Below are 24369 nucleotides of genomic sequence, written 5' to 3'. Positions count from 1 at the left end.
CAGGTCAGCCGGTTCTCGTTGTCGTCCAGGAACGGGTCCTCGATGAGCCCGGCGGCCAGCAGATCGGTGTGCACGCAGCCGGGTACGGCGGCGGCCACGCCCGCGATCCGGACGTCCTCCGAGACGGCCGTGAGGGTCCAGCCGTCGTGCAGCGGACGGTAGATGCTCAAGTGGGTTCTCCTTGGTCAAGAGTGGTGCGACCTGGGCCGGGTCAGCCCTTGAGGCCGGGGTGAAGAGTGGTGCGGCTCGGGCCGGGTCAGCCCTTGAGACCGGACATGGCGATACCGCGGGTGAAGTGCTTCTGGAACAGCAGGAAGAAAACGACCGTCGGCAGCGAGGCGAGCAGCGACGCGGCCATGATCACCCCCATGTGCTGGGCCCCGGTGAAGGCCGAGTTGAGCCGGGCCAGTGCCACGGGCAGGTTGGCCATCTGGTCGCTCTCCACGATGATCAACGGCCAGAGGAAGTTGTTCCACTCGTTGAGCATCACGAAGATCGACATCGCGGCGAGCGCGGGCCGCAGCAGCGGCAGGACGACCTGCCACCAGATGCGCCACTCCCCGGCGCCGTCGATCCTGGCCGCCTCGATGAGGTCGTTCGGTATCGACTGCAGGTACTGCACGAGGAAGAAGACGACGAAGGCCTTGGGGATCGCCGGGACGATGTAGCCGAGGTAGCTGTCGATCCACCCGAGATTGCGCACGACCAGATAGTTGGGAACCAGCGTGGCCTGCCAGGGGATCATCATCGAGCCGAGGATCATGAGAAAGATCACCCTGCGGCCCTTGATGTCGTGCTTGGTGATCACGTAGGCGGCTAGGGAGGCCGCCAGCAGGGCCAGGACGGTGACCACCGCGGCGATGACGACGCTGTTGATCGCGAACCGCCAGAAACCGAGCTCCACCTCGGTGAAGCGCTGGAACAGGCCGGCCACGTGGCCGGGGTTGTCGACGTCGGGCAGCCATTCCGGGTCGCTGTAGCCGACGGTCGTCGGGCTCTCCGGGATGAACGACGGCGGGTTCCTGGTGATCTCCGAGACCGGTTTGAAGGCGGTGATCACCATCCAGTAGAAGGGGACGACCATGGTGACCGCGAGCAGGTAGAGCGGCGCCTTCGCCCACCCCGTGCGGAAGCGGGGCCTGCCGGGGCGGACATGGACACCGCGTCGCGCGGGCGCGCCGGCGCGGCGGGGGAGGTCGGTCTCGACTGCCATCACAGCTCCCTCGTGGCGCGGCCGACGCGCAACTGCACCAGGCTGATGACGAAAATGATCAGGAAGAGGGCCCAGGCGATCGCGGAGGCGTAGCCGAGCTGGAACTTGGTGAAGCCCATGTCGTAGAGGTAGGGCACGATCATGAGGCCGGAGTCGAGCACGCCGCCCACGCTGCTGACCTGGCGGAAGACGATGTAGACCGCTTCGAAGACCTGGAAGGCGGCGATCATCGTGGTGATGACCACGTAGGTCGTGACCGGACGCAGCAGCGGCAGCGTGATGCCCCTGAACTGCTGCCAGGTCGTGGCGCCGTCGATCCTGGCCGCCTCGTAGTACTCCTCGGGAATGGCGTTGATGCCCGCGACGAAGATGGCCATCGCGTAGCCCATGCCGGACCAGGAGGCCATCAACACCATGATCGGGATGGTCAGCCCGGGAGTCGCGAGCCAGGCCACCGGATCGACGCCGAACCAGCCGGCCAGGGTGTTGGCGAGGCCGTAGTCCTCCGCGGCGAAGATCCAGCGCCACATCAGGAAGAGGGCGATCGTCGACGTCACCGAGGGCAGGAAGAAGATCGTGCGCATGAGGCGGTCGCCCCAGCCCTGTCCGCGGAAGGCCAGTGCTAGCGCGAGCGCGAAACCGCTGGTGAGCACCACGGCCGTGAGGACGTAGACGAGGGTGTTGGACAGCGCGTGCAGGAAGCGTTCGTCCCGCAGCAGGCGCTCGAAGTTGGCCAGGCCGACGAACTCCGGCGGTTTGACGCCGTTGAACCTGGTGAGGCTGAGGTAGAGCGAGTTGAGCAGAGGCCAGATCAGGAAGCCCGCGAACAAGGTCAGGAACGGCAGGAGCATCACGTAGGACGTCATGTTCCGCCGTACGCGCCTGTTGCCGGGGCCGGTGTGACGACCCTTGTGGCGATTGACGGCAGCGGTGGCCATCGTGTCCCCCTTTCGATGGGACCGGGCCGGCCGACCCTGAGAACGCGGCCGGCCCGGAGCGGGAGCGGCGGTCAGCCCGCGTTCTGCTCCATGATCTTGGCGGCGGCGTCGAGGGCGGCCTTGGCCTCGGACTTGCCGTAGATGACCTCCTGCAGCTTCTTGGTCACCTCGGCCTGGCTGGTCTCCCAGCCGGGGCAGTTCGACGGCCCGTACCCGGCGGCGAAGGCCGCCTTGATCGCCTCGATCTGGTCGGGGGTGGCGGGCAGGTCGCCGATGTTGTCGGTCAGGGGAGAGATCCACAGCAGGCCGCGCGCCGCGGCGGTGTCGGTGATGACCTTGACCGCCTCGGGGGTGTAGAGGGACTTGATGAAGTCGGCGGCCTGGGCGGCGTGCTTGCTGTAGGACATGACGCCGACGATCCGGCCGCCGATGAAAACGCCCTGCCCGGCGGGGCCGGCGGGCAGCGGGGCGGTGGCCCACCTGCCCTTCATCTTGGGCTGCGCGGTGTCGACGGCCTTGATCTGCCAGCTACCGCCGGAGACCATCGCGACACCGTTGGCCAGCGCCGCGGGCACCTCGGCCGTCTGGGTCGGCGCCTTGTACTTCTTGTACAGGTCGGCCCAGTAGTTGAGTGCTGTGACGCCCGCGTCGCTGTTCAGCGCGGGCTTGCAGTCGGGGGTGTAGAGCGTGCCGCCGGCCTGGCGCAGGAAGTTGAAGTACTGCAGCCAGTCGATGTTGCCCCAGTCCATCGAGTACGGCACCTTGACGCCGTCGGCCTTGAGCCTGTCCATGGCGGAGGTGAGCTCCTCCCAGGTCTTGGGCGGCTTCACCCCGGCCTTCTCCAGCAGGTCCTTGCGGTAGTAGGTCAGGTAGACGGTCATGTCGAGGGGGTGCCGTAGACCGCTCCGTCGCGAGAGGTGATCGACTCCCAGACGCCCTGCTGCGTCCTGGCCTTGACCGCCTCGGGGATTCCCTGGTCCCGCAGGTCGACCATGCCGCCCAGACCGCCGAACTCGATGCCCCACGACAGGCCGCCGGACACGATGTCGGGGCCGCTCTTGCCGGTCGCCGCCGCCAGGACCTTGGCGTGGCCGTCGTCCCAGCTCAGCGCGGAGACCTTGACCTTCACGTCAGGGTGACTCTGGGTGTAGAGATCGGCGGCCTTCTGCATGACCAGGGCCTCGTCTTCTGAACCGGTCATCCAGAACGTGGGGTTGGCCGGACCGGTGGTCGGGGCCTGTTCGGCGGCGGGGGGCGTGCTGGTCGCACAGGCGCTGGCCAGCAGTCCGATAGAAGTGATCGCGGCCATGGCGGCCATGCGCTTGTTCACGGCGTCCTCCTGCTATGGAGGGATGAGGCGGAGTTAACTTAACCGGATAAGCAGGATGAAGGTACGGCCGCTGAGACAACGATGTCAACGGTGCGTTGACGATGTGACGCATCCTTGATTCGCGGCCGTGGTCCAGCGCCTCCGATGTCGGGGCGGTGCATGCCAGGGGGATCATCGGAGATCGGGACGGCGCGTAGTAAAGTACGCAGCGAGAACGCGTTGGATAACCGGTTCAGGTGGGGGTCTCGTGAAGCGACCGACGATCGCTGACATCGCTCGTCGCGCGGGGGTGTCCAAGGTCGCGGTCTCCTACGCGCTGAACGACCGTCCCGGCGTGTCGGAGGCGAGAAGGAACACCATCAAGGCCATCGCCCGGGAGATCGGCTGGCAGCCCAACAGTGCCGCGCGCGCCCTCAACGGGGCACAGGCCCGCGCCGTCGGCCTGACCCTGTGCCGCCCGGCGCGGGTGCTGGGGATGGAGCCGTTCTTCATGGAGCTGATCAGCGGCATCGAGAGCGAGCTCTCATCCCGCTCCTACGCGCTGCTCCTGCAGGTGGTGACCGGCCAGGCGCAGGAGACGGAGGTTTACCGCAGGTGGTGGGGAGAGGGCCGCGTCGACGGCATCATCCTGGTCGACCTGCACTTCGACGACCCGCGCATACCCGAGATCGAGGGGCTGGGCCTGCCGGCCGTGGTGATCGGCCATCCCTCGGAGACGGGCTCGCTGGCCCCCATCTGGTCCGACGACGGTGCGGCCATGCGGGAGACGGTGGAGTATCTCGCCGCGCTCGGCCATCGCCGGATCGCCAGGGTCGCAGGGCTGCCGCACCTGGTGCACACCGTCCTGCGCGACCAGGCGTTCACCTCCGCGTGCGAGGAGCTCGGCCTCACCGGCCACTCCATCGTGCACACGGACTACACCGGCGAGGAGGGGGCACGAGCCACGCGACGGCTGGTCAGCACCGCGAACCGGCCGTCGGCGATCGTCTACGACAACGACATAATGGCCGTCGCCGGGCTTTCGGTCGCGCAGGAGATGCAGCTGGAGGTGCCCGCGGACCTGTCCCTCGTGGCCTGGGACGACTCACCCCTCTCCCAGGTGGTGCGGCCCGCCCTGACCGCTCTCGGGCGGGACATCCCCAACTACGGGGCACAGGCCGCGCGGGCCCTGCTGGCACTGATCGCCGGCGAGCACGTCGCCGGCATCCAGACCGAGACGGCCAGGCTCACCCCGCGGGGCAGCACCGGTGTGCCGAGGCGCCGGTGACGGGCGTCAGAACGGCGTGACGTACGCGCCGGAGATGCCGCCGTCCACCAGGAACTCGGAGCCGGTGATGAAGCTGGCGTCGTCCGAGGCGAGGAACGCCACCGCGGCGGCGATCTCGGGCGCCTCGGCGAAGCGGCCCACCGGGATGTGCACCAGGCGGCGCTGCGCCCGCTCGGGGTCCTTGGCGAACAGTTCCCGCAGCAGCGGCGTGTTCACCGGCCCCGGGCACAGGGCGTTGACCCGGATGCCCTCGCGGGCGAACTGCACGCCCAGCTCGCGGGACATGGCCAGCACCCCGCCCTTGGAGGCGGTGTAGGAGATCTGGCTGGTCGCCGAGCCCATCACGGCCACGAACGACGCGGTGTTGATGATCGACCCCTTGCCCTGCCGCCGCATGTACGGGATGACGTGCTTGCAGCACAGGTAGACCGAGGTGAGGTTGACCTCCTGGACCCGGCGCCAGGCATCGATGCCGGTCTCCAGGATCGAGTCGTCGTCCGGCGGGGAGATGCCCGCGTTGTTGAACGCGATGTCCACGCTGCCGTAGGTGTCGAACGCGGTCTGGAACACACGGGCGACGTCCTCCTCGCTCGTCACGTCGGCCCGCACGAACAGCCCGCCGACCTCGTCGGCGGCCGCCGAACCGGTCGTCTCGTCCAGGTCCACGCACACGACGCGGGCCCCCTCCTCGGCGAACCGGCGCGCGGTGGCCAGGCCGATCCCGCTTCCGGCGCCGGTGATGACGGCTACCCGGTCCTGCAAACGCAGCATCGCTTCTACTCCTCGGAAATGAAGACGTTCTTGGTCTCGGTGAACGATGACAGGGCGTCGGGGCCCAGCTCGCGGCCGAGGCCCGACTGCTTGAAACCACCGAACGGGGTCCAGTAGCGGACGCTCGAATGCGAGTTGACGCTGAGGTTGCCCGCCTCGACCGCCCTGGCCACCCGGAGCGCCCGCCCGACGTCGCGGGTCCAGATGGACCCGCTCAGGCCGTACGGGGTGTCGTTGGCGATCCGCACGGCGTCCGCCTCGTCGTCGAACGGCACCACCGACACCACGGGCCCGAAGATCTCCTCGGTGAACGCCCGGTCGTCCGCCGAGCCGGGCGTCAGGACCGTCGGCGGGAACCAGAACCCCGGCCCCTGCGGGCACGTGCCCCGCAGGTGGGGCGGCTCGGTGACGAAGGAGGCGACCCGCTCCCGGTGCTCGGCGCTGATCAGCGGGCCCATCTCGGTGGCCTCGTCGCGGGGGTCGCCGACCCTGACGTTCAGCACCGCCTCCCCGAACCGCGCCAGGAACTCGTCGTGGACCGAGCGCTCGACCAGGATCCGGGAGCGCGCGCAGCAGTCCTGGCCCGCGTTGTCGAACACCGCGTACGGCGCGGTCGCCGCCGCCTTCCCGAGGTCGGCGTCGGCGAAGATCACGTTGGCGCTCTTGCCGCCCAGCTCCAGGGTGAGCCGCTTGACCTGCCCGGCGCACGTGGCGGCGATCTCCTTGCCCACCTCGGTCGAGCCGGTGAACACGATCTTCGCCACGCCGGGGTGCTCGACCAGCCGGGCGCCCGCCACCTCCCCGGCCCCGGGCAGGACCTGGAACACCCCCTCGGGCAGACCGGCGGCCAGGGCCAGCTCGGCCACCCGCAGGGCGGTCAGCGGCGTCCACTCGGCGGGCTTGACGATCACGGTGTTGCCCGCGGCCAGCGCCGGGGCCGCCCCCCAGGTCATGATGACCATCGGGAAGTTCCACGGCACGATCACGCCGACGACGCCCAGCGGCTCCCTGAAGGTGACGTCCAGCCCACCGGGCACCGGGATCTGCAGGCCGTGGTTGCGCTCGGGCGCCCCCGCGTAGAAGTCGAGCACGTCGGCGACGTTGCCCGCCTCCCAGCGGGCGTTGCCGATCGTGTGCCCGGAGTTGGCGACCTCCAGCAGGGCCAGCTCCTCGGCGTGCTCGCGCACCAGCGAGGCGAAACGGCGCAGCAGCCGGGCCCGGTCTCCCGGGCCGACGTTCCGCCAGGTCGAGAAGGCGCGCCTGGCACGCTCCACCGCCCTGTCGGTCTCGGCGGCGTCCGCCATCTCGACCTCGGCGACCACCTCTTCTGTCGCCGGATTGATGATCTTCACATTCACATCCGTTCGAATCCCCGGAAAAGCTCCCAGTCGGTCACCGCCGCGTCGAAGGCGGCCAGCTCGACCCGGGCGTTGTTCGCGTAGTGAGCCACGACGTCCTCGCCGAAGGCGGCCGCCGCGAACTCGGAGCCCTCCCAGAGCTCCAGCGCGCCGCGCAGCGTGCTCGGCACGGTCTCCGCGCCCGACGAGTAGGCGTTCCCCGTGAACGCGTCCTCAAGCGGCAGCTCGTTCTCGATGCCGTGCAGGCCGGCCGCGATCAGTGCCGAGACGGCCAGGTAGGGGTTGACGTCGCCGCCGGGCACCCGGTTCTCGATCCGCAGCGAGGGACCGTGGCCGACCAGGCGCAGCGCGCACGTCCTGTTGTCCACGCCCCACTTGACCGCGGTGGGGGCGAAGCTGCCCGGCACGTACCGCTTGTAGGAGTTGATGTTCGGCGCGTACAGCAGGGTCAGCTCGCGCATCAGCGCGATCTGGCCGGCGATGAAGTGCCGTCCCACCGCCGACAGCCCGTGCGGCTCGGAACCGGCCATGACCGGCTCCCCGTCCGCGTCCCTGAGCGAGATGTGGATGTGGCAGGAGTTGCCCTCGCGCTGGTTGGGCTTGGCCATGAAGGTGATCGCCTTGCCCTCCTGGGAGGCGATCTCCTTGGCGCCGTTCTTGTAGATCGAGTGGTTGTCGCAGCTGGACAGGGCCTCGCCGAAGCGGAAGGCGATCTCGTGCTGGCCGAGGTTGCACTCGCCCTTGGCCGACTCGACGTACATGCCCGCGCCCTCCATGCCGAGCCTGATCCTGCGCAGCAGCGGCTCGACCCTGGCGGTGCCGAGGAGGGAGTAGTCGACGTTGTAGAGGTTGGAAGGCGTCAGGTCGCGGTAGCCGCGGCGCCAGGCGTCCTCGTAGGTGTCGTCGAAGACGACGAACTCCAGCTCGGTCCCGACGAAGGCGCCCCAGCCCCGCTCGTCCAGCCGGGCGAGCTGCCTGCGCAGGATCTGGCGCGGCGAGGCGGTCACGTCGGAGCCGTCCTCCCAGACCAGGTCGGCCATCACCAGGGCCGTCCCCTCCTGCCACGGCACACGGCGCAGAGTGGACATGTCGGGTTTCATGACAAAATCGCCGTATCCGCGTTCCCATGACGACATGGCGTAACCGTCGACCGTGTTCATGTCGACGTCGACCGCGAGCAGGTAGTTGCACCCCTCGGAGGCGTGCCGCACCACCTCCTCCAGGAAGTAGCGCGCCGACAGGCGTTTCCCCTGGAGGCGGCCCTGCATGTCGACGACCGCCAGCAGCACGGTGTCGATCCGCCCCGCCCGTACCTCGTCGTGAAGCTCGGGGACGTCCACATGCCCTCCTCGTCGGAGTCTTATTGGGCTAGTGTCAGACCATTGACGTGTAGCGGGGGGAGCCTTGTCAAGGGCCGGAGGAGATAATTGGACGAGCTGTCGCGATTGACGGCCGTGCTGCGGCCGGTGCGCGCGGGCAACGCGTTCGAGGAGACGGTGGAACGCCTGCTCCAGGTCATCAAGCTGGGGCTGGTGTCCGAGAAGCTGCCGCCTGAGCGGGAGCTCGCCGCCCAGCTCGGCATCAGCAGGGTCACGCTGCGCGAGGCCATCCGCGAGCTGCAGGACGCGGGCTACCTGGAGGTGCGCCGCGGCCGGTACGGCGGCGCCTTCCTCACCTACGCCCCGCCCCACCCGCACCGGGACGACCTGCGCAGGGCCGTGGTCGACATGGGCACCGACGACCTGTCCGACGCCCTCACCTTCAGGATGGCGGTCGAGTGCGGCGCGGCCCAGGTGCTCGCCACCACCCCGCTGACCCCGGAGCGGCGCGAGACCCTGCGGGAAAAGCTGCGCGAGGTCAACTCGGCCGGGCCCGACGACTACCGCCGCCTCGACACGGCCTTCCACCTGGCCATCGCCGAGCTGACCGGCTCGGCCCTGCTCGCCGGGGCCTGCGCCGACGCCAGGCTCCGGGTGACCGACCTGCTCAACGCCATCCCGGTGCTCCAGCGCAACATCGAGCACGCCGCGGTCCAGCACCAGGCGATCGTGACGGCCGTCCTGGCCGGGGACCCGGAGGCCGCGCGCCGCGCCGTGGCCGAGCACCTCGAGGGAACCGCGGCCCTGCTGCGGGGGTTCCTCGCCTGACGCACGACGCGCCCTGAACGGCCACCCGGGAAGCCCGCGCCCGCGGGGAGGTTTTTCTCACATAGCCTGGAGTGACGGTGGGGGATTTGTTCCGAGAGCGGATCATGGACACAGGACGGCTGCCGCTGTTCTGTTTCTTCGTCGCGCTGATCGCCGTCTTCCTGTTCACCAGGGTCAACGTCCGGCTCATCCGCGCCAGGATCGGCTGGTTCGGCAACGTCAACGTCGGCGAGATGCACATCCACCACGTGGTGTTCGGCGTGGTGCTGACCCTGCTCGGCGGGGTGTCCGGCCTCCTCGTCTCGGGGGTCTCCGAGGGCTGGTACGCGGTGACGGCGGCCGTCTTCGGCGCCGGAGCCGCCCTGATCCTGGACGAGTTCGCGCTGATCCTGCACCTGCACGACGTCTACTGGGAGGAGGAGGGCCGCGCGTCGGTCGACGCCGTGTTCATCGCCGTCGCGATCACCGCCCTGCTCCTGATCGGCCTGCGCCCCCTCGGCTGGGAGGAGTACGACAGCACCCCCCGGGGCGCGTGGCTGACGGTCGGCTTCATCGTGACCAACCTCGTGCTCGCCGTGATCACGCTGCTCAAGGGCAAGATCTGGACGGGTCTCGCCGGGCTGTTCGTCCCGATCCTCCTGATACCCGGCGCGGTACGGCTGGCCCGCCCGGGGTCGCCCTGGGCCCACTGGTTCTTCGCGCCGGGCTCCCGGCGCCCGCAGCCCCGCAAGATGGCCAGGGCCGAGGGCCGCGAGGAGCGCTGGCGCCGCCCGGCGATCCGCGGCAAGATCGCCTTCCAGGAGTTCCTCTCCGGCCGGCACGACCTGCCCTCCACCCGGCGCCGTTCCCGCCTCTGAGCCTCCACCCGGCGCCCGGACCTTCGGCCGGCGTCCCGCCTCCGAGCCCGCGCGCCCCGTGGACCTCGGGCGAATGGCGGGCATACTGGGGGACGTGAGTACGCTTCCGTCCCGATGGGACGGCGTGGAGCAGCGCGTCCCCGAATCGCTGGCCGACCTGCGCGGCCCGTCGACGGGGAAGGTCGCCCTGCCCGTCCACCTCGGCTGGTCCGGGCTCACCGAGTTCGACCTGGTGAACCCGCTGCTGCGGATGAGCCTCTACCGTACGGTCATCACCGGCGGCGGCCGGTCCGACGCCGAGTCGTATCTGAACGCCGAGCTCCTCGTCGCCGACTGGCCGACCCTGCGCAGGGGCATCGGGCCGAGCTACCGGAGGGCCTGGGAAACCAAGATCACCGCTCTGGGGTGGAGGTCCGGCGCCGGGACGGGCCGCGACGCCGAGGCGGAGACCGCGACGGGCGCCGCGCCACCGGGGTGGGAGCGGTGATCCTGCCTCCCTTCCAGCAGCGGATGCTGGAGGCCGCGCTGCCCGCCTGCACCCGGTTCGGGCTGGTCCTGGCGGGCGGTTACGCGATGAACGCCCACGGCTTCACCGAACGCCCGAGCAACGACCTCGACTTCGCCACCGCGGCCGAGACACCGCTGCCCGAGGTCGCGGAGGGAATGGCCGAGGCGTTCAGGGAGGCCGGGCTCGAGGTCACCCTGACGGAGGTGACGCCCCGGATGGGCCGCCTCGTGGTCAGCGACCCGGTGACCGAGCAGAGCTGCGAGTTCGACCTGCTCAGGGAGGCGTTCCAGCAGCAGCCCGTGATCGTCGGAGACGTCTCCGTCGTCTCCCTGGACGACGCGGTCGGCCTGAAGATGCGTGCCCTGCACGAGCGCAGCCTCGCCCGCGACGTCATCGACATCGCCTCGGTCTCCCACCTGTACGGCTTCCGCGAGCTCGAACACCTCGCCCGCCTGCACAACGAGGAGTTCGAGCTCGCCGAGCTGGTGATGCGGCTGGAGTTCGTCGACCTGATCGCCGACGAGGACTTCGAGGCCTACGGCGTGGACGGCGAGCGGATCATGGAAATCCGCCGGTTCGCCTGCGCCTGGGTGGAGGACATCGGTCTCCGCCGCGCCGAGGAGGGCGACGTCGACTACGACGACGTTCCCGACCCCGACTGAGAGGACCGGAGCGCCGGGACGACCTTCACCGTGACCTCCATCCCGTAGGTCACACAGTGTCGACGCGATGACCCGGAGCTACTTTGGGGCTGGGGCCACGTTCGGGAGAAGGCCTCCGATCAGGTGTGTCGCCTACCGGCGGGCGGCCGGCCCGTCTCGGCCACCGGCCGGCCCCGCCGACGATCCCGTCGCGGCCATGGCGGCGCTCAACGCCCGCCTCCCCACGGGCAAGGAGCTCACCGGCGACGACCTCGCGCCGTCCGGCCCCATGCTGGCCTGCAGCGCCGACGTGCGAAGGCACTTCGTCCTGATCCGGGGCGGGGATTCGCGCTTCGACAACGTCACCGACGCGCGGCTCCGCGTCACACGCCCCCGGTAGGGGCCCGGCCATGGCCGCGAGCGTCCCGCGCGGATCGCCGGCGGCAGGCCGCACATCGATCGTGGGATCCATCGTCAGCACAGGAAAGAAGGCACACCGTGGGCAAGCTCGTCTACTCGATGATCACGTCACTCGACGGCCACACGAGCGACAGGGACGGCGACTTCAGCTGGGGCCGCCCCGAGGAGGAGTCGCACAGGTTCATCAACGAGCACGGGCGATCGATCGGCACGTACCTGTACGGCCGCCGGATGTACGACACGATGGCCTACTGGGAGACCGCGCACACGATGCCGGGCCAGGAGCCGTTCAGCCTGGAGTGGGCGCGGATCTGGCAGGCCGCCGACAAGATCGTCTACTCCACGACGCTGCGCGAGGTGACCGGCGAACGGACCCGGATCGAGCGGACGTTCGACCCGGAGGCGGTGCGACGGCTGAAGGCCGAGACCGACCTCGACATCGCCGTCGCCGGGCCGCACCTGGCGGCGCAGGCGATCCGGGCCGGGCTGGTCGACGAGTACCACCTCTTCGTCGGACCGGTGATCGTCGGCGGCGGCAGCGCGTTCTTCCCCGACGATGTGCGCGTCGACCTGGAACTGCTGGACGAGCGGCGCTTCGGTGACGGCGTGGTCTATCTGCGGTACGGCGTCAGGGACGTCGCGCGGGGGTGAATCGCCCGCACCGGACGGGTCCGGGCCCGGTGGCGGCCAGGCGGCCGTCAGCAGCCAACACGCCGTTCATTTGAAACGAGCTGTAAGGCGCATATTCGGCCGCCCGCCGGGCAGTTGACGGTCCTCTCTGCTGAAGGGTGCTGATCATGGGTCTCATGGAGAAGCTCAACCTGCGCGCGATGAAGGCCAGGGCGAAGCGGAAGCTGGGCAGCCGGACGGGCGACCGGCGTATGGTCGCCGAGGCCAGGACCGAGGAGGCCGAGGCGAAGCTCCTGAAGACCCAGGACGAGATCCTGGACACCGTCGCGGAGATGCGCAAGGAGTACGGCGCCCGCCGCCGCTGACTCCCACCCCGCCGCACCGAATGCCGGTGTCCCGCCGATGGGTTCCTCTCGGAGCCGACTCCGGATCGGCGGGACACCGGTTCGCGGCGGACCGCCCCGAGGCGATCCCGTGATCCTTCCGGGGCCGGCGGAACACCGGCGCCCGGGGGCCGCCTCCGAGGCGGCCGGGCCGGGTGTCCGGCGGCGGCCCGCGCGGCGCCGGGGTTCACCGGCCCGCCGGGCCACTCAGAGGGATCCCGTGAGGCTCCGCAGGGCCAGCCCCAGCCCGAGCAGGACGACGACGGCCGCGGTGCCGACCGGGGCGAGGGCCGAGACGCGGGCCGCGAGGCCGCCGCCCGCCGTGGCCAGGCGGTCGAGCCGCCCGGTGAGCCTGACCAGGAGCAGTCCGGTGGCGGTGAGCGTACCCGCCATTCCCACGCCGTAGGCCAGGACCAGCGCGATCCCGAACCAGGTGCGGCCGAGCGCGATCGCCCCGAGCAGGACGACGAGCGCCGACGGGCTGGGCACCAGCCCTCCGGCCACTCCCATGCCCACGAGCCCGCCCTTCGAGGGCGCCGCCTTCCGGTGCTCGGCACGGGCGGCTCCGCCGTCCCGCGACCGGGCGGGTTCCTCGCCGAGATCGGTCCCCTCCCGCTCCAGCAGCGCCACGGTACGGCCCTCCTCGGCGAGTTGTCCGTGCCCGTGGCCGGAGTGCCCGTGGCCGTGGCCATGTTCGTGGCCGAAGTGCCCGTGCCCATGGCCGAAGTGACCGTGACCATGTCCGTGGGGCGGGGCCTCGCCGGTGCGGTAGGCGCGCCAGGCGGACAGCAGGAGGCGGATGCCCACGGCGGAGATCAGCAGGCCGCTGGCCAGGCCGAGCCAGGCGAGAACCCCCTCTCCCGTGAGGGCGGAGAAGGCGCTCAGCAGGAGGCCGACCACGAGAACGCCCAGGGTGTGGGTGGCGGTCACGGTGGCGCCGACGATCAGCGCGTCACGGGGGCGGCCCCTCCTGCCCGCGAGGTAGGCGGCCATGACGGTCTTGCCATGGCCGGGAATGAGGGCGTGCCCGGCTCCCAGGACCGTGGCCAGCAGGACGGCGAGCAGCCCCAGCGGCAGGGTCAGCGAGTCGGTGCCGATCAGGCCGGTGAACGTGCGGTCCAGCGTGGCCAGCGCGTCGGCGATCGGCCCGTCGGGTACGAGCGGGAGCGTGACCGCCACCGATCCGGTCCCGGGCGCCACACCCAGCTCGGCGGTGCGCTGGTCGAGCGGGCTGGACAGCAGGCCGTCCGGGTAGGCCCGCAGTTCCCGGCTGGCGCTCGTGCCCGGCACGGACGACCGCGCCAGCCGTACCCCTCCCGACGCCACGGCCGTGATCTCCCGCCAGCCGATCCGGTCGGTGAGATACCCGTCGCCGAACGAGATCGTCTCGGTCGTCCCGGTCGCTTCGAGGGGGGAGGCGGCGGCGGAGAGACGGCAGGTCAGGCGGGTGGTCTCCAGGCCGCCCTGGCCGGGCTCGTAGGTGAAGGCGCTCTCGGCGACGCGCCAGGGCGTCGCGGTCCCGTTCACCGTCAGGCGTTGCGCGAAGGCGAGCTCGGCGCAGCGGGCGGTGCCGTACGCCGACCGTTCCGCGTCCGAGACCGTGCCCGAGCCGTCGGCGTCCACCGAGGGGCGGGCCTGGAGGGTGGGCAGCTCGGCGCTGTCCACCACCGCCAGGTTCTCCACCAGGTCAGGGCCGATCCGCAGGCCGTTGTAGTGGTTGACGGTGAAGTTGCCCAGCGGGTGCGCGGCCCGCGCGCCGGTCGCGGCCGTGGTGGCCGCGCCGGTCGCGGTCGTGGTGGCGGTGGTGGCGGTGGTGGCGGTGGTGGCGGCGGCCGGGGGCGCGAGGACGGTGAGCGCGCACATCGCGACCGCCGCGACCGGGAGGGCCGTGCCCAGCACCGCGCGTGCCGCCTTCGCGAGCCTCAATGGCCTCGACGGCCTCGACGCCTTCGTGACTCTCGGCGCTGTCATCGGTTTCTGGACCTCTGTGAGCTTCATGACAACCTCGCGAGGGCGGGGAGGCCGGGGGAGAAGGAGGGGTTGGCCGCGCGGGCGCGGGCGGCGGAGCGCCTCGCCTCCGTGGCCATGCCCAGGGCGCGTTCGATCTCCGCGCGGTGGTGCAGCAGGAGGGCGTTGCGCCAGCCGGTGGCGGTCGCCTTCCTCGCGTACGGCAGGGCCTCGCGGCTGCGGCCGTCGCGGTGCAGGGCCCAGGCCAGGGCGTCGGCGGCGACCACGTTCGGGTTGCGGGCGTACTCGGCCCGCGCGTGCGTGACGGCCAGCGCCGGAGAACCGTGGTCCGCCTCGTACTCGGCCCAGGTCAGGTCGTCCAGCACCCCGGCCTCCCGCGTCAGGCTCCGCTGCGCCCGCAGCAGGGACCACTGCTCGGAGGGATCCCTGCCCGCGGCGGCCAGCACCTCGGCGTACTCGACCACGTACTGGGCCAGGGGCAGCCGCGCGACCACGGTGGCGTAGCGGTCGATCGCCTCGGTGGTGCGCCCGTCGAGCGCGGCGGCCCTGGCGTTTCCCGCGAGGGCGGGGACGAAGCCGGGGGCGGCCTCCAGTGCGAGCCGGTACTGTTCGGCGGCGCCGCGCAGGTCACCGGAGTGCAGGGCCAGCTCGCCCAGGTAGTGGCGGCAGTAGGCGACGTCGTCGGGGGAGAAGGCGTCGGAGAGCGCGTGTTCCAGCATCCGGCGGGCCATCGTGCGGTCGCCCCTGAGTTCGGCGTCGTAGGAGGCCCGGGTGAAGGCCACGACGCCGGGGCGGAGCTCCATCATCCTGTCGACGGCCCGCGTCGCCTCCCCGTACCGGCCGAGCTGGGTGTAGGCGTCGGCCAGTACCGCGTGGGCGCCCTGGCCGTAGGGGTTGGCGGCGACCGAGGAGCGGGCCAGCCGTACGGCCTCGGCGAACTCGTGGCGCCCGGCGGCGAGCGAGGCCAGGCCCGTGAGCACCTCCGGGTCGCCGGGGCTCAGCGCGGTGGCCCTGGCCAGCGCCTCCTCGGCGCGCGGGTAGTAGGACGGGTCGCCGGTGACGCGCGCCCGCTGGATGTGGGCCGAGCCGAGCCGTGCCCAGGCGAGGTGGTCGGCGGGCAGCCGCCGGAGCCTGGCGGTCAGCGCCTTGATCGCGCCGTCGAGGGAGACGGCGGAGACGGGCGTCTCGCCGAGTTCCACCCGGGCCGCGGCGGGCGCGGGGGCGGGCCGGTCGCCGGGGATCAGCGCCGCCCCGAGGGTCAGCGCCGCGGCCAGGCCCAGCACGGCCGCGGCCGTACGGGCTTTCGCGGAAGTCTTCATGGTCAGCACCCCTCTGGTCGGCGGGAGCGCGCGGGGCGCGGAGCCGGAGGGAACCGGCCCCGCGCCTCGGCGTCAGCTCGCGTTCACCGACGTGTTGCCCGGCAGCGGGATGTAGGGGAACACCGTGGTGAACGGCTTGTCGTTGGCGTCCACCTTGTCGCCCGTGGCCAGCGCGTCGACGAGCTTGCCGGTCTGCGCGGCGCCCGCCATCGCCTGCAGGGCGATGTCGATCACGTCGTCGCCGAGGCGGCGGCCGTTCGGGAAGCCCTGCAGGTCGCCGGCGAGCACGCCGAGCCTGTTCGGGGTCGTGGCGGGCGGGATCGCCATGTTCAGCCGCAACATCTCCGACGGGCGCAGCTTCCCGCCGTCCTTGTTGAGGCTCTGCGAGTTGAGGTCGGCCTTGATCGGGCCGTTCTCCTTGGCGATACCGGTGAGGAAGATCTCCACCAGGTCGTTGCGGGGCGTCTTCGGCGCCTTGAGGCCGTAGATGGCCTCCAGGAGCTTGGGCACCTCCGGCTCGGTGACGCGCTTGACGACGGCGGGGACCCCGGCGTCCTGGTCCGGCGGCAGGGCGTTGAAGGCGTCCTTCAGCCCGGCCGGGACCACGACCTCGTTGACCAGCGGCTGGCCCAGGCGGGAGACCTGGACGAAGCCCTTCGGGCTCCACTTGTCGACGGTGGACCAGACGCCGACGACGGGGTTGCGCTTCGGGTCGCCGCGCAGCGCGATCTCGTCCTTGGGCAGCTGCAGGGCCAGGCTGTGCACGTTGTAGCCCTTGAGCGTGTCCTGGCCGACCTCGGACAGGTCGCCGCCGTACAGCAGGTCGAAGACCCGCAGGTCGGCGAAGAACGCCTCGTCCGACTGCCCGGCGAACACCTTGCCCCCGCCGGGCAGGCTCTTGACGGCCTGGGCGCGCAGCTTGCCGTAGTCGGGGACGGAGGCCGGGCCGGTGTTGCTCGGCGCCACCACGCCGTTGGCGACCAGGGTCCGGGTGCCGGCGGCGGTGCTCCTGGTGAGCTTGTAGCGCTGCCTGAACAGCAGGTTCTTGTCGTTCAGCGAGGTGATCGGGCCGTTGTTGTACAGGAAGGTGTCGTTGCCGCGCCGGTCGTCGTTGCGGAACGTCCACTGGTAGACGACGTCGGGCCTGGCGTCGCCGTCGCTGTCGATTTTGATGTTGTAGCGGGAGTTGGTGTCGAACTGGTAGAAGTTCGGCCCGCCGGTCGGCTCCTCGAACGGGATGAAGTTGGCCAGCAGCGTGACGGTGTCGGGCTTGTCGGGGCTGACGAACGCGTACACGTCGGTGTTGTCGTTGCGGGGGTCACCCGCGATCATCGGTGCCTCGCGGTGCGAGGAGGCGGTGCCGGTCTCGGCTCTCAGCAGGGCGAACGAGGAAGCGGTCAACGCCCCTATGACGCCCATGCCGATCAGGGCGCGCCGGTTGATCCGGAGCTCCATGTCAGTTGGTCCTTTCGGCCGCCGGCCACGGTGTGACCGGCTGTGGGTACGGGGTAGGGAGGGATCCGGCCGGGTTCCTCGCCCTCCCATTCGCAGCCGCGCCCTCCCCGGATTGGCACCGGGCGGGACGATTTTCCGCCGCCTTCTCACCGGCTCTCCCCGCCGCGCCCACCGGCCTTCCCTGCCGCGCCCACCGGCCTGCCCGCCGCGCTCCCCGGCGCTCCGTACGACCGCGCCGCCGACCCCTTTACGTCAACCTTGATTGACAGCATTGATGGTGTCAACCTACATTGACGTCATCGACTTTCAGCCATAAAACAGGGCGAGACGCTCAAGGTGGGCTCATGCGCGGTAGACAGGAAAAGCGGCCTGAGGCCGATCACGTCGCTTCGGAGGGGGACACATTGCCGGGGGTCACATTGTCGGGGGACACGGGGACCACGGGGGACACGAAGCACGCGGGAGACGCAGGGGGCGCGGTGCCCGAGACCGCGTCGTGGCGGTTGCTGGTCGCGTACATACGGCCCCACAGAAGAGCCCTGCTGCTGGGCGGGAGCCTCAGTCTCGTCGGCTCGCTGGCCGGTCTGGCGATGCCGCTCATGGCCAAGACGGTCATCGACGCCTTCGGCGAGCAGCGCTCCCTGGTCGGCCCGGTGCTGGGCCTGACCGCCGCGGTGCTCCTGGGCGCGGTCATCGGCGCGCTGGGCAGCTACGTGTTGGAGCGGATGGGCGAGGGCATCGTCTTCTCCGCCCGGCGCTCCCTGGTCGACCGGATGCTGCGGCTGCGGGTGTCCGAGGTCGACCGGCTCAAGCCGGGCGACCTGATGTCCCGGGTGACCTCCGACACCACGCTGCTGCGGGCGGTGTTCACCAACGGCGTGGTCGAGACGGTCAGCTCGCTGTTCATGCTCGTGGGCGCCGTGGTGATGATGGCGATCATGGATGGGCTGCTGCTGCTCATCACGCTGGGAGTGCTGGTCGTGGTCGGCGGGTTCGTCAGCCTGATCATGCCCCGCATCCAGCGCGCCTCGATGCAGGCGCAGGTCGCGGTCGGCGAGATGGGCGCGGTCCTCGACCGGGTGCTCCAGGCGTTCCGCACGGTCAAGGCCAGCGGTGCCGAGGAGCGGGAGATCGCCGCGGTGGGCGAGGCGGCCCGCGAGGCGCGCGACCGGGGGATCGCCGTCGCCTGGCTGACCTCGATCGCCGGTGTCTCGGCGTGGGTGTCCGCGCAGCTGGCGTTCGTGGCCGTGCTCGGCGTGGGCGGCGCGCGGGTCTCCTCGGGCGCGCTGGAGGTCTCCTCGCTGATCGCCTTCCTGCTGTACCTGTTCTACCTGGTCGCCCCCATCGGCCAGCTGGTCCAGGGCTTCACGCAGGTGCAGAACGGCCTGGCCGCGGTGAAGCGGATCCGCGAGATCGAGGAGCTTCCCGCCGAGGAGGCGGACGGCGCGGTGTACGAGGTCGGCAGGGCCCCGGCCGGGGTCGTCTTCGAGAACATCGCCTTCCGCTACGGCGACGACAGGCCGGTCGTCCACGACGGCGTCTCCTTCGAGGTGCCCGCGGGCGGGCTGACCGCCCTGGTGGGACCTTCGGGGGCGGGCAAGTCCACGATCTTCGCCCTGCTGGAGCGGTTCTACGAGCAGCAGGCGGGGACGATCACGATCGACGGCCGCGACATCGCGGACTGGCCGCTCGCCGAGCTGCGCGCCTGCCTCGGCTACGTCGAGCAGGACGCGCCGGTGCTGGACGGCACGCTCAGGGAGAACCTCGTCTTCGCCGCGCCGGGCGTGGACGAGGCCGACATCTGGCGGGTGCTCGCCCGCACCCGGCTGGAGGATCTGGTCTCCCGGCTCCCCGAGGGGCTGGAGACCCGGGTCGGCCATCGGGGGATCATGCTCTCCGGCGGCGAGCGCCAGCGGGTCGCCATCGCCCGTGCCCTGCTGCGCAGCCCTCGGCTCCTGCTGCTCGACGAGGCCACCTCCCAGCTCGACGCGGTCAACGAGCTGCGGCTGCGCGAGGTGATCGCGGAGGTGGCGGCGGAGACGACCGTGCTGGTGATAGCCCACCGCCTCTCCACCGTGGCGGGGGCCGACCGGATCGTGGTGATGGAGGCGGGCCGGGTGCGGGCCGTGGGGACCCACGACGAGCTGCTCACCGACGACGCCCTCTACCGTGAACTGGCCGCCACCCAGTTCCTGCTGCCCACCTAGCCCTGCTGCCGTCGGCTCGGTTGTGTAAATTCATATGGCTCAAAAAGGAATAATTCGGACACTGGGTCGAGGGGCTGATTCGCTGTCCGGTGAACCGGGCATCCCCGCCTGTGCGGAGCCTCTCCTTCGCATCGGAGCGCCCATCGGGCGCGCGCCGCATTCGATCACCCGGTCCCGTCCGTGCGGGGCGAGGAGCGGGGCGTGACGATCGTTACGGCCACCACCAGGGGGTGCCACGGGCGTGCTGCCCGCGGCACCCCCTTTTCCGGGTTGACCTGTAGCCTCCGGGTGACCAAATATGAATACGTTCATTCATTCTTGATGGGGAGGTCGGGCATGTCCGGCAGCCGGATCGTGCGCGCGCCGCGCGGTACCACGCTCACCGCCAAGGGGTGGCCGCAGGAGGCGGCACTCCGCATGATCCAGAACAATCTCGATCCCGAGGTCGCCGAGCATCCGGAACAGCTTGTCGTCTACGGCGGCTCGGGCAAGGCCGCCCGTGACTGGCGCTCCTTCGACGCGATCACCCGTACCCTGACCACCCTGGAGGGCGACGAGACGCTGCTGGTGCAGTCGGGCCGCCCCGTCGGAGTGTTCCGCACCCACGAGTGGGCCCCCCGGGTGCTCATCGCCAACTCCAACCTGGTGCCCGACTGGGCCAACTGGGAGGAGTTCCGGCGCCTGGAGGCCGCCGGGCTGACCATGTACGGGCAGATGACGGCCGGTTCCTGGATCTACATCGGCACCCAGGGCATCCTGCAGGGCACCTACGAGACCTTCGGGGCCGTGGCCGCCAAGAGGTTCGGCGGAAGCCTCGCCGGGACGATCACGCTGACCGCCGGGCTCGGCGGCATGGGCGGTGCCCAGCCGCTGGCCGTGACGATGAACGGCGGCGTGGTGATCTGCGTCGACTGCGACCCCAGGTCGATCGACCGGCGGATCGAGCACCGCTACCTGGACGTCCGCGCCGCCGACCTCGACGAGGCCCTGCGCCTGGCGTACGAGGCCCGTGACCAGCGCAGGCCGCTGAGCATCGGCGTCGAGGGCAACGCGGCCGAGGTCGTGCCCGAGCTGCTCCGCAGGGGCGCCGAGATCGACGTCGTCACCGACCAGACGTCCGCCCACGACCCGCTGATGTACCTGCCGGTCGGCGTGGCCTTCGAGGACATGGCCGACGAGCGCGAGAAGGACCCGGCGGGCTTCACCCGCAGGGCCCGCGAGTCCATGGCCGCTCACGTGGAGGCCATGGTCGGTTTCCAGGACGCCGGGGCCGAGGTCTTCGACTACGGCAACTCGATCCGGGGCGAGGCGCAGCTGGCGGGCTACACCCGCGCGTTCGACTTCCCCGGTTTCGTGCCCGCCTACATCCGGCCGCTGTTCTGCGAGGGCAAGGGCCCGTTCCGCTGGGCCGCGCTGTCCGGGGCCGCCTCCGACATCGCCAAGACCGACCGCGCGATCCTGGAGCTGTTCCCCGACAACGAGCCGCTCGCCAGATGGATCCGGCTGGCCGGGGAGAAGGTCCACTTCCAGGGCCTGCCCGCCCGCATCTGCTGGCTCGGGTACGGCGAGCGCCACCTGGCCGGGGAGCGGTTCAACGACATGGTGGCCTCGGGGGAGATCGAGGCACCGCTGGTGATCGGCCGCGACCACCTCGACTGCGGCAGCGTCGCGAGCCCGTACCGGGAGACCGAGGGCATGGCCGACGGCTCCGACGCGATCGCCGACTGGCCGCTGCTGAACGCCATGCTCAACGTCGCCTCCGGCGCCGCGTGGGTCTCCATCCACCACGGCGGCGGCGTCGGCATCGGCCGCTCCATCCACGCCGGGCAGGTCACCGTGGCCGACGGCACCAGGCTCGGCGCCGAGAAGCTCAACCGGGTCCTCACCAACGACCCGGGCACGGGCGTCATCCGCCACGTCGACGCCGGATACGACGAGGCCGTCACCGTGGCCGAGGAGCGGGGCGTCCGCGTCCCGATGCGCGAGTCCTGACCGGGCGAGACGCGCGGTGCTCACCGGTTCGCCGTCCCGCGGCTCCGGGCGCGGGCCGCGACCGGGGGCACGCGGCTCCCGGCGGGAACGCGCGGGCGCCGGTCCGCGTGCCGCCTCCCGGCCGGCGTGTCGCGTGCCGCGTCCCGATCCGCGTGCCGCGTCCCGATCGCGGCGCGCGGATCCTCCCGGCGCCGCTCCCTCCCGTCCCGCCAAGGTGTATGAACGACAGCGGGGCGGGACGGGACGGGAATGCCCGCGGGGCTTCGAGCGGTTGGAGGGGGCGTGGGTGACGGACTCGACCAACTGCTGGAGGGGCGGCGGCTGTCGCCCGTGCAGCGGCGGATCGCGCGCTACCTGGCCGACCACCTGTCCGAGGCCGTCTTCCTGTCCAGCGTGGAGCTGGCCGACCGGGCCGGGGTCAGCCAGCCGTCGGTGACGAGGTTCGCGATGGTGCTCGGTTTCGCGGGATACCCCGAGCTCAGGCAGGCGTTGCGGCCCCTCGTCGTGGGCGGGAGGAAGCCGTCGCGGGCCAACGACCTGCAGACCGCGATCGACGTGGAGATCGACAACCTGCGGAGCGTGCGCGAAGCGCTGAGCGACCCCTCGGACCTCTCGGAGCTGGGCGCCAACCTGGCGGGATGCGAGCCCCTGCCGGTGCTGGGCCTGCGGGTGTCGAGCGGGCTGGCCACCACGTTCGCCTACTTCGCGCGCCGGATCCACCCCGACGTCCGCCTGCTGACCCACGGCGGCTCCGAGCTGGCCGACGGCCTGTACGCCGCGCGCCGGGCGGGAGCGGGCTGGCTGGTCGCGGTGGTCCTGCCCCGCTACCCGGCCGAGGCCGTGCAGGCCCTGCGGGGCGCCCGCGACCTCGGCCTGCGTACGGCTGTGATCACCGACCGGCGGGACGTGCCCTTCGAGGCCGACGTGATCCTGGCCGCCCCCGTCGGCGAGCGGCTGGTCTTCGACTCGCACGCGGGGCCGCTGGCCCTGGCCATGGTGCTGGTGGAGGCCATGGCCGACGCGGCGCCGCTGCGCACCCAGGCCAGGCTGGAGGAGTACGAGCGGATGATCGACCAGGCCGGGGTCTTCACCGAGCAGCTCGACTGACGGCGCGAGAGGCGCCGTCAGCCGAGCCGGGCCTATCCGGCGAGCCGCTTCATCGAGCCGACCGACCAGCGCAGGCTGATCGCGGACAGGACCAGGATGAGGCCGAAGGCCAGCGGGATCGAGCCGTCGGAGAAGTCGCCGTCGAACAATGCCCGGCCGGCCTCGACCGCGTGGTAGAGCGGGTTGAACTGCGCGACCGCCCGCATCCAGTCGGGGGCCAGCGACATGGGCAGCATGATGCCGGTGAGCAGGATCAGCGGCATCGCGAAGAGCTGCATGATCTGCGACATGCCGTTCTCGTCGCGCAGCGCCAGCGCCATGCCGTACGACAGGCCGGAGGCGAGCAGTCCGGTGGCGGCCATCAGCACCAGCATGAGCGCCAGGCCCGGCACGCTGGCCCGCATGCCCATCAGCGTGGCCAGCGCGATCACCAGCAGGGCCTGGACGACCAGCACGATCATGTCGCGCAGGGTGCGGCCCAGCACGATCGCGGGACGCCAGGCGGCGCTGACCGCGAGCCGTTCCAGGTAGCCGTTGCGGATCTCGTTGATCATGCCGAAGCCCACGAAGAGCGAGCCGAACAGGGCGATCATCATCATCACGCCGGGCGTGAACATCCGCAGCGTGTCGCCCATGGTGCCGCCCGCGGTGGTGTTGGCCACCAGCGGCGCGAAGAGGAGCAGGTAGAGGATCGGCTGCATCAGGCCGAACAGCGGCCAGACGGGGTTGCGCAGGGTGGCCCTGAGCTCGTAGCCCAGGAACAGCATCGTGTGTCGAAGCACGGGGGTCCTTGTCGTTCAGTTCGCGTCGCGCAGGGAACGGCCGGTGTGGCGCAGGAACACGTCGTCGAGCGTGGCCCGGTCCAGGGAGATCGACCTGATCGGCAGCCCCCCGGACTCCAGGGCGCGGAGCAGGGCGGGCAGGTTGTGCTCCCCGTCGTCGAGGTAGGCGCGCAGGACGTCCTCCTCCTCGCGGACCTCCCTGACGTACGGCTCGGCGTCGAGGAGCGCCCGCGCCTCGGAGGCCCGGTCGAGGCGGAGCGTGACGACGTCGCCCGCGACCTCCTTCTTGAGCTCGGCGGGGGTGCCCTCCGCGACGACGCGGCCGTGGTCGATGATGACCAGGCGGTCGCAGAGCGCGTCGGCCTCCTCCAGGTAGTGGGTGGTCAGCAGCACGCTGGTGCCCCGCTCGCGCAGGGAGCGCACCTCGTCCCACAGGTTGGCGCGGTTCTGCGGGTCGAGGCCGGTGGTGGGCTCGTCGAGGAAGAACAGCGGCGGGTGGTTGACCAGGCCGACGGCGAGGGCGAACCTGCGCTTCTGGCCGCCGGACAGAGTCCGTACGGGACGGTCGGCCAGCTCGGCCAGGTCGAAGGCGGCCAGGAGCTCCTCGCTTCGCGCCTTCGCCCGCGCGCGGGACATGCCGCCGATCCTGGCGGCGAGGATCAGGCCCTCGCGGCCGGGGGAGTTCTCGTCCACGCCGCCTCCCTGGCCGACGTAGCCGATCTTCTCTCGCACCCTGGCCGCCTCGGTGACCACGTCGTGGCCCGCCACCCGGGCGGTGCCGGAGGTGGGGGTCACGAGGGTGGCGAGCATCCGGATCGTGGTGGTCTTGCCCGCGCCGTTGGGGCCGAGGAAGGCGAAGATCTCCCCCTCGGCGACGGACAGGTCGACGCCTTTGACGGCCTCGACCTCCCGGGGACTGTCCCTGCCGCGCCTGGTGGTGAAGGTCTTGCGCAGGTCGTGCGCTTCGATGATCATGGCTCTCCGTCGTAGGGGGTGCGGAAAAGGTTCGTGGGACCGAGGGGGAGGCCTTCTCGCCCGGCGACCGTCCGGGGGCTTCGGGGACCGGAGATCGGAGT

24 protein-coding genes are annotated in these 24369 nt (G+C 71.1%); 11 read left to right on the top strand and 13 right to left on the bottom strand.

The window, feature by feature from the left end; genetic code table 11:
• The 5 genes from ACSDR0_RS18880 to ACSDR0_RS18860 all read right to left on the bottom strand — a co-directional run.
• On the bottom strand, positions 1-170 hold a 170-nt coding region (locus ACSDR0_RS18880; RefSeq protein ID WP_435290138.1), incomplete at its 3' end, for a glycosyl hydrolase 2 galactose-binding domain-containing protein.
• 86 nt (positions 171-256) lie between these two features.
• A complete protein-coding gene (locus ACSDR0_RS18875; RefSeq protein ID WP_435290135.1) occupies positions 257-1213 on the bottom strand; it encodes a carbohydrate ABC transporter permease in 957 nt (318 codons plus the stop codon).
• A complete protein-coding gene (locus ACSDR0_RS18870; protein WP_435290134.1) occupies positions 1213-2151 on the bottom strand; it encodes a carbohydrate ABC transporter permease in 939 nt (312 codons plus the stop codon). The genes ACSDR0_RS18875 and ACSDR0_RS18870 overlap by 1 nt, the downstream gene beginning before the upstream one ends.
• A 71-nt stretch (positions 2152-2222) precedes the next feature.
• A complete protein-coding gene (locus ACSDR0_RS18865; RefSeq protein ID WP_435290133.1) occupies positions 2223-3032 on the bottom strand; it encodes an extracellular solute-binding protein in 810 nt (269 codons plus the stop codon).
• Positions 3029-3481, bottom strand: coding sequence for an extracellular solute-binding protein (locus tag ACSDR0_RS18860; protein ID WP_435290132.1), 453 nt, complete (start codon positions 3479-3481; stop codon positions 3029-3031). The genes ACSDR0_RS18865 and ACSDR0_RS18860 overlap by 4 nt, the downstream gene beginning before the upstream one ends.
• 247 nt (positions 3482-3728) lie before the next feature.
• On the opposite strand from ACSDR0_RS18860, the gene ACSDR0_RS18855 reads away from it, so the two are divergent.
• Positions 3729-4748, top strand: a complete 1020-nt coding sequence (locus tag ACSDR0_RS18855; RefSeq protein WP_435290131.1) for a LacI family DNA-binding transcriptional regulator — start codon at positions 3729-3731, stop codon at positions 4746-4748.
• Between the two features lie 6 nt (positions 4749-4754).
• Here ACSDR0_RS18855 and ACSDR0_RS18850 read toward each other — a convergent pair whose 3' ends face one another.
• The 3 genes from ACSDR0_RS18850 to ACSDR0_RS18840 are packed head-to-tail and all read right to left on the bottom strand — an operon-like array spanning position 4755 to position 8217.
• Entirely contained in the window at positions 4755-5519 is a 765-nt protein-coding gene (locus ACSDR0_RS18850) for a 3-oxoacyl-ACP reductase (protein ID WP_435290130.1), read from the bottom strand.
• Positions 5520-5524: 5 nt separating this feature from the next.
• Positions 5525-6871, bottom strand: coding sequence for an aldehyde dehydrogenase family protein (locus tag ACSDR0_RS18845; protein ID WP_435290129.1), 1347 nt, complete (start codon positions 6869-6871; stop codon positions 5525-5527).
• A gap of 2 nt (positions 6872-6873) precedes the next feature.
• A complete protein-coding gene (locus tag ACSDR0_RS18840) occupies positions 6874-8217 on the bottom strand; it encodes a glutamine synthetase family protein (RefSeq protein WP_435290128.1) in 1344 nt (447 codons plus the stop codon).
• 87 nt (positions 8218-8304) lie between these two features.
• Here ACSDR0_RS18840 and ACSDR0_RS18835 point away from each other — a divergent pair, with 87 nt between their 5' ends.
• The 7 genes from ACSDR0_RS18835 to ACSDR0_RS18805 all read left to right on the top strand — a co-directional run bounded on the left by ACSDR0_RS18835 (position 8305) and on the right by ACSDR0_RS18805 (position 12445).
• A complete protein-coding gene (locus ACSDR0_RS18835; RefSeq protein ID WP_435290127.1) occupies positions 8305-9024 on the top strand; it encodes a FadR/GntR family transcriptional regulator in 720 nt (239 codons plus the stop codon).
• 104 nt (positions 9025-9128) lie between these two features.
• Positions 9129-9881 carry a hypothetical protein gene (locus ACSDR0_RS18830; RefSeq protein WP_435290126.1) on the top strand — a complete coding sequence of 251 codons (753 nt, stop codon included), beginning with the start codon at positions 9129-9131 and terminating at the stop codon, positions 9879-9881.
• Between the two features lie 94 nt (positions 9882-9975).
• Positions 9976-10368, top strand: coding sequence for a hypothetical protein (locus ACSDR0_RS18825; protein WP_435290125.1), 393 nt, complete (start codon positions 9976-9978; stop codon positions 10366-10368).
• A complete protein-coding gene (locus ACSDR0_RS18820; protein ID WP_435290124.1) occupies positions 10365-11051 on the top strand; it encodes a nucleotidyl transferase AbiEii/AbiGii toxin family protein in 687 nt (228 codons plus the stop codon). The genes ACSDR0_RS18825 and ACSDR0_RS18820 overlap by 4 nt, the downstream gene beginning before the upstream one ends.
• A 196-nt stretch (positions 11052-11247) precedes the next feature.
• The gene (locus tag ACSDR0_RS18815; RefSeq protein ID WP_435290123.1) at positions 11248-11430 is read left to right on the top strand and encodes a hypothetical protein; all 183 of its coding nucleotides are present in this window, start codon (positions 11248-11250) and stop codon (positions 11428-11430) included.
• Between the two features lie 98 nt (positions 11431-11528).
• Positions 11529-12101, top strand: a complete 573-nt coding sequence (locus tag ACSDR0_RS18810; RefSeq protein ID WP_435290122.1) for a dihydrofolate reductase family protein — start codon at positions 11529-11531, stop codon at positions 12099-12101.
• Positions 12102-12256: 155 nt separating this feature from the next.
• Complete coding sequence (locus ACSDR0_RS18805) at positions 12257-12445, top strand: hypothetical protein (RefSeq protein WP_435290121.1); 189 nt, start codon at positions 12257-12259, stop codon at positions 12443-12445.
• Positions 12446-12670: 225 nt separating this feature from the next.
• Here the strand turns inward: ACSDR0_RS18805 and ACSDR0_RS18800 are convergent, their stop codons facing one another.
• From ACSDR0_RS18800 to ACSDR0_RS18790, 3 genes are all read right to left on the bottom strand, one after another.
• Entirely contained in the window at positions 12671-14362 is a 1692-nt protein-coding gene (locus ACSDR0_RS18800) for a High-affinity nickel-transporter (protein WP_435290120.1), read from the bottom strand.
• 95 nt (positions 14363-14457) lie between these two features.
• A complete protein-coding gene (locus ACSDR0_RS18795) occupies positions 14458-15750 on the bottom strand; it encodes a tetratricopeptide repeat protein (RefSeq protein ID WP_435290119.1) in 1293 nt (430 codons plus the stop codon).
• A 72-nt stretch (positions 15751-15822) separates the two neighbouring features.
• On the bottom strand, positions 15823-17205 hold the full coding sequence (locus tag ACSDR0_RS18790; RefSeq protein ID WP_435290118.1) for a DUF4331 domain-containing protein: 1383 nt from the start codon (positions 17203-17205) through the stop codon (positions 15823-15825).
• Positions 17206-17684: 479 nt separating this feature from the next.
• On the opposite strand from ACSDR0_RS18790, the gene ACSDR0_RS18785 reads away from it, so the two are divergent.
• From ACSDR0_RS18785 to ACSDR0_RS18775, 3 genes are all read left to right on the top strand, one after another.
• The gene (locus ACSDR0_RS18785; protein WP_435290117.1) at positions 17685-19412 is read left to right on the top strand and encodes an ABC transporter ATP-binding protein; all 1728 of its coding nucleotides are present in this window, start codon (positions 17685-17687) and stop codon (positions 19410-19412) included.
• Positions 19413-19748: 336 nt separating this feature from the next.
• Positions 19749-21404: a urocanate hydratase gene (hutU, locus tag ACSDR0_RS18780; RefSeq protein WP_435290116.1), complete on the top strand. Its 1656-nt coding sequence runs from the start codon at positions 19749-19751 to the stop codon at positions 21402-21404.
• Between the two features lie 282 nt (positions 21405-21686).
• Complete coding sequence (locus ACSDR0_RS18775) at positions 21687-22511, top strand: MurR/RpiR family transcriptional regulator (protein ID WP_435290115.1); 825 nt, start codon at positions 21687-21689, stop codon at positions 22509-22511.
• 32 nt (positions 22512-22543) lie between these two features.
• On the opposite strand, the gene ACSDR0_RS18770 is transcribed toward ACSDR0_RS18775, so the two are convergent.
• Positions 22544-23293 (bottom strand): ABC transporter permease, encoded by a 750-nt coding sequence (locus ACSDR0_RS18770; protein WP_435290114.1) that lies wholly within the window; start codon positions 23291-23293, stop codon positions 22544-22546.
• Between the two features lie 15 nt (positions 23294-23308).
• Positions 23309-24268 carry an ATP-binding cassette domain-containing protein gene (locus ACSDR0_RS18765; RefSeq protein ID WP_435290113.1) on the bottom strand — a complete coding sequence of 320 codons (960 nt, stop codon included), beginning with the start codon at positions 24266-24268 and terminating at the stop codon, positions 23309-23311.
• Between the last annotated feature and the right edge of the window lie 101 nt (positions 24269-24369).

Source organism: Streptosporangium sp. G11, assembly GCF_051192615.1.
Classification (GTDB): Bacteria; Actinomycetota; Actinomycetes; order Streptosporangiales; family Streptosporangiaceae; genus Streptosporangium.
This window is presented reverse-complemented; position numbering and strand designations above follow the sequence as displayed.

What these genes read in the sequence shown, in the direction of transcription:
- ACSDR0_RS18875 (WP_435290135.1), bottom strand. Translation starts at nt 1,213, where the DNA reads ATGGCAGTCGAGACCGACCTCCCCCGCCGCGCCGGCGCGCCCGCGCGA.
- ACSDR0_RS18870 (WP_435290134.1), bottom strand. Translation starts at nt 2,151, where the DNA reads ATGGCCACCGCTGCCGTCAATCGCCACAAGGGTCGTCACACCGGCCCC.
- ACSDR0_RS18865 (WP_435290133.1), bottom strand. Translation starts at nt 3,032, where the DNA reads ATGACCGTCTACCTGACCTACTACCGCAAGGACCTGCTGGAGAAGGCC.
- ACSDR0_RS18850 (WP_435290130.1), bottom strand. Translation starts at nt 5,519, where the DNA reads ATGCTGCGTTTGCAGGACCGGGTAGCCGTCATCACCGGCGCCGGAAGC.
- ACSDR0_RS18830 (WP_435290126.1), top strand. Translation starts at nt 9,129, where the DNA reads ATGGACACAGGACGGCTGCCGCTGTTCTGTTTCTTCGTCGCGCTGATC.
- ACSDR0_RS18815 (WP_435290123.1), top strand. Translation starts at nt 11,248, where the DNA reads ATGGCGGCGCTCAACGCCCGCCTCCCCACGGGCAAGGAGCTCACCGGC.
- ACSDR0_RS18805 (WP_435290121.1), top strand. Translation starts at nt 12,257, where the DNA reads ATGGAGAAGCTCAACCTGCGCGCGATGAAGGCCAGGGCGAAGCGGAAG.
- ACSDR0_RS18795 (WP_435290119.1), bottom strand. Translation starts at nt 15,750, where the DNA reads ATGAAGACTTCCGCGAAAGCCCGTACGGCCGCGGCCGTGCTGGGCCTG.
- ACSDR0_RS18790 (WP_435290118.1), bottom strand. Translation starts at nt 17,205, where the DNA reads ATGGAGCTCCGGATCAACCGGCGCGCCCTGATCGGCATGGGCGTCATA.
- hutU (WP_435290116.1), top strand. Translation starts at nt 19,749, where the DNA reads ATGTCCGGCAGCCGGATCGTGCGCGCGCCGCGCGGTACCACGCTCACC.
- ACSDR0_RS18765 (WP_435290113.1), bottom strand. Translation starts at nt 24,268, where the DNA reads ATGATCATCGAAGCGCACGACCTGCGCAAGACCTTCACCACCAGGCGC.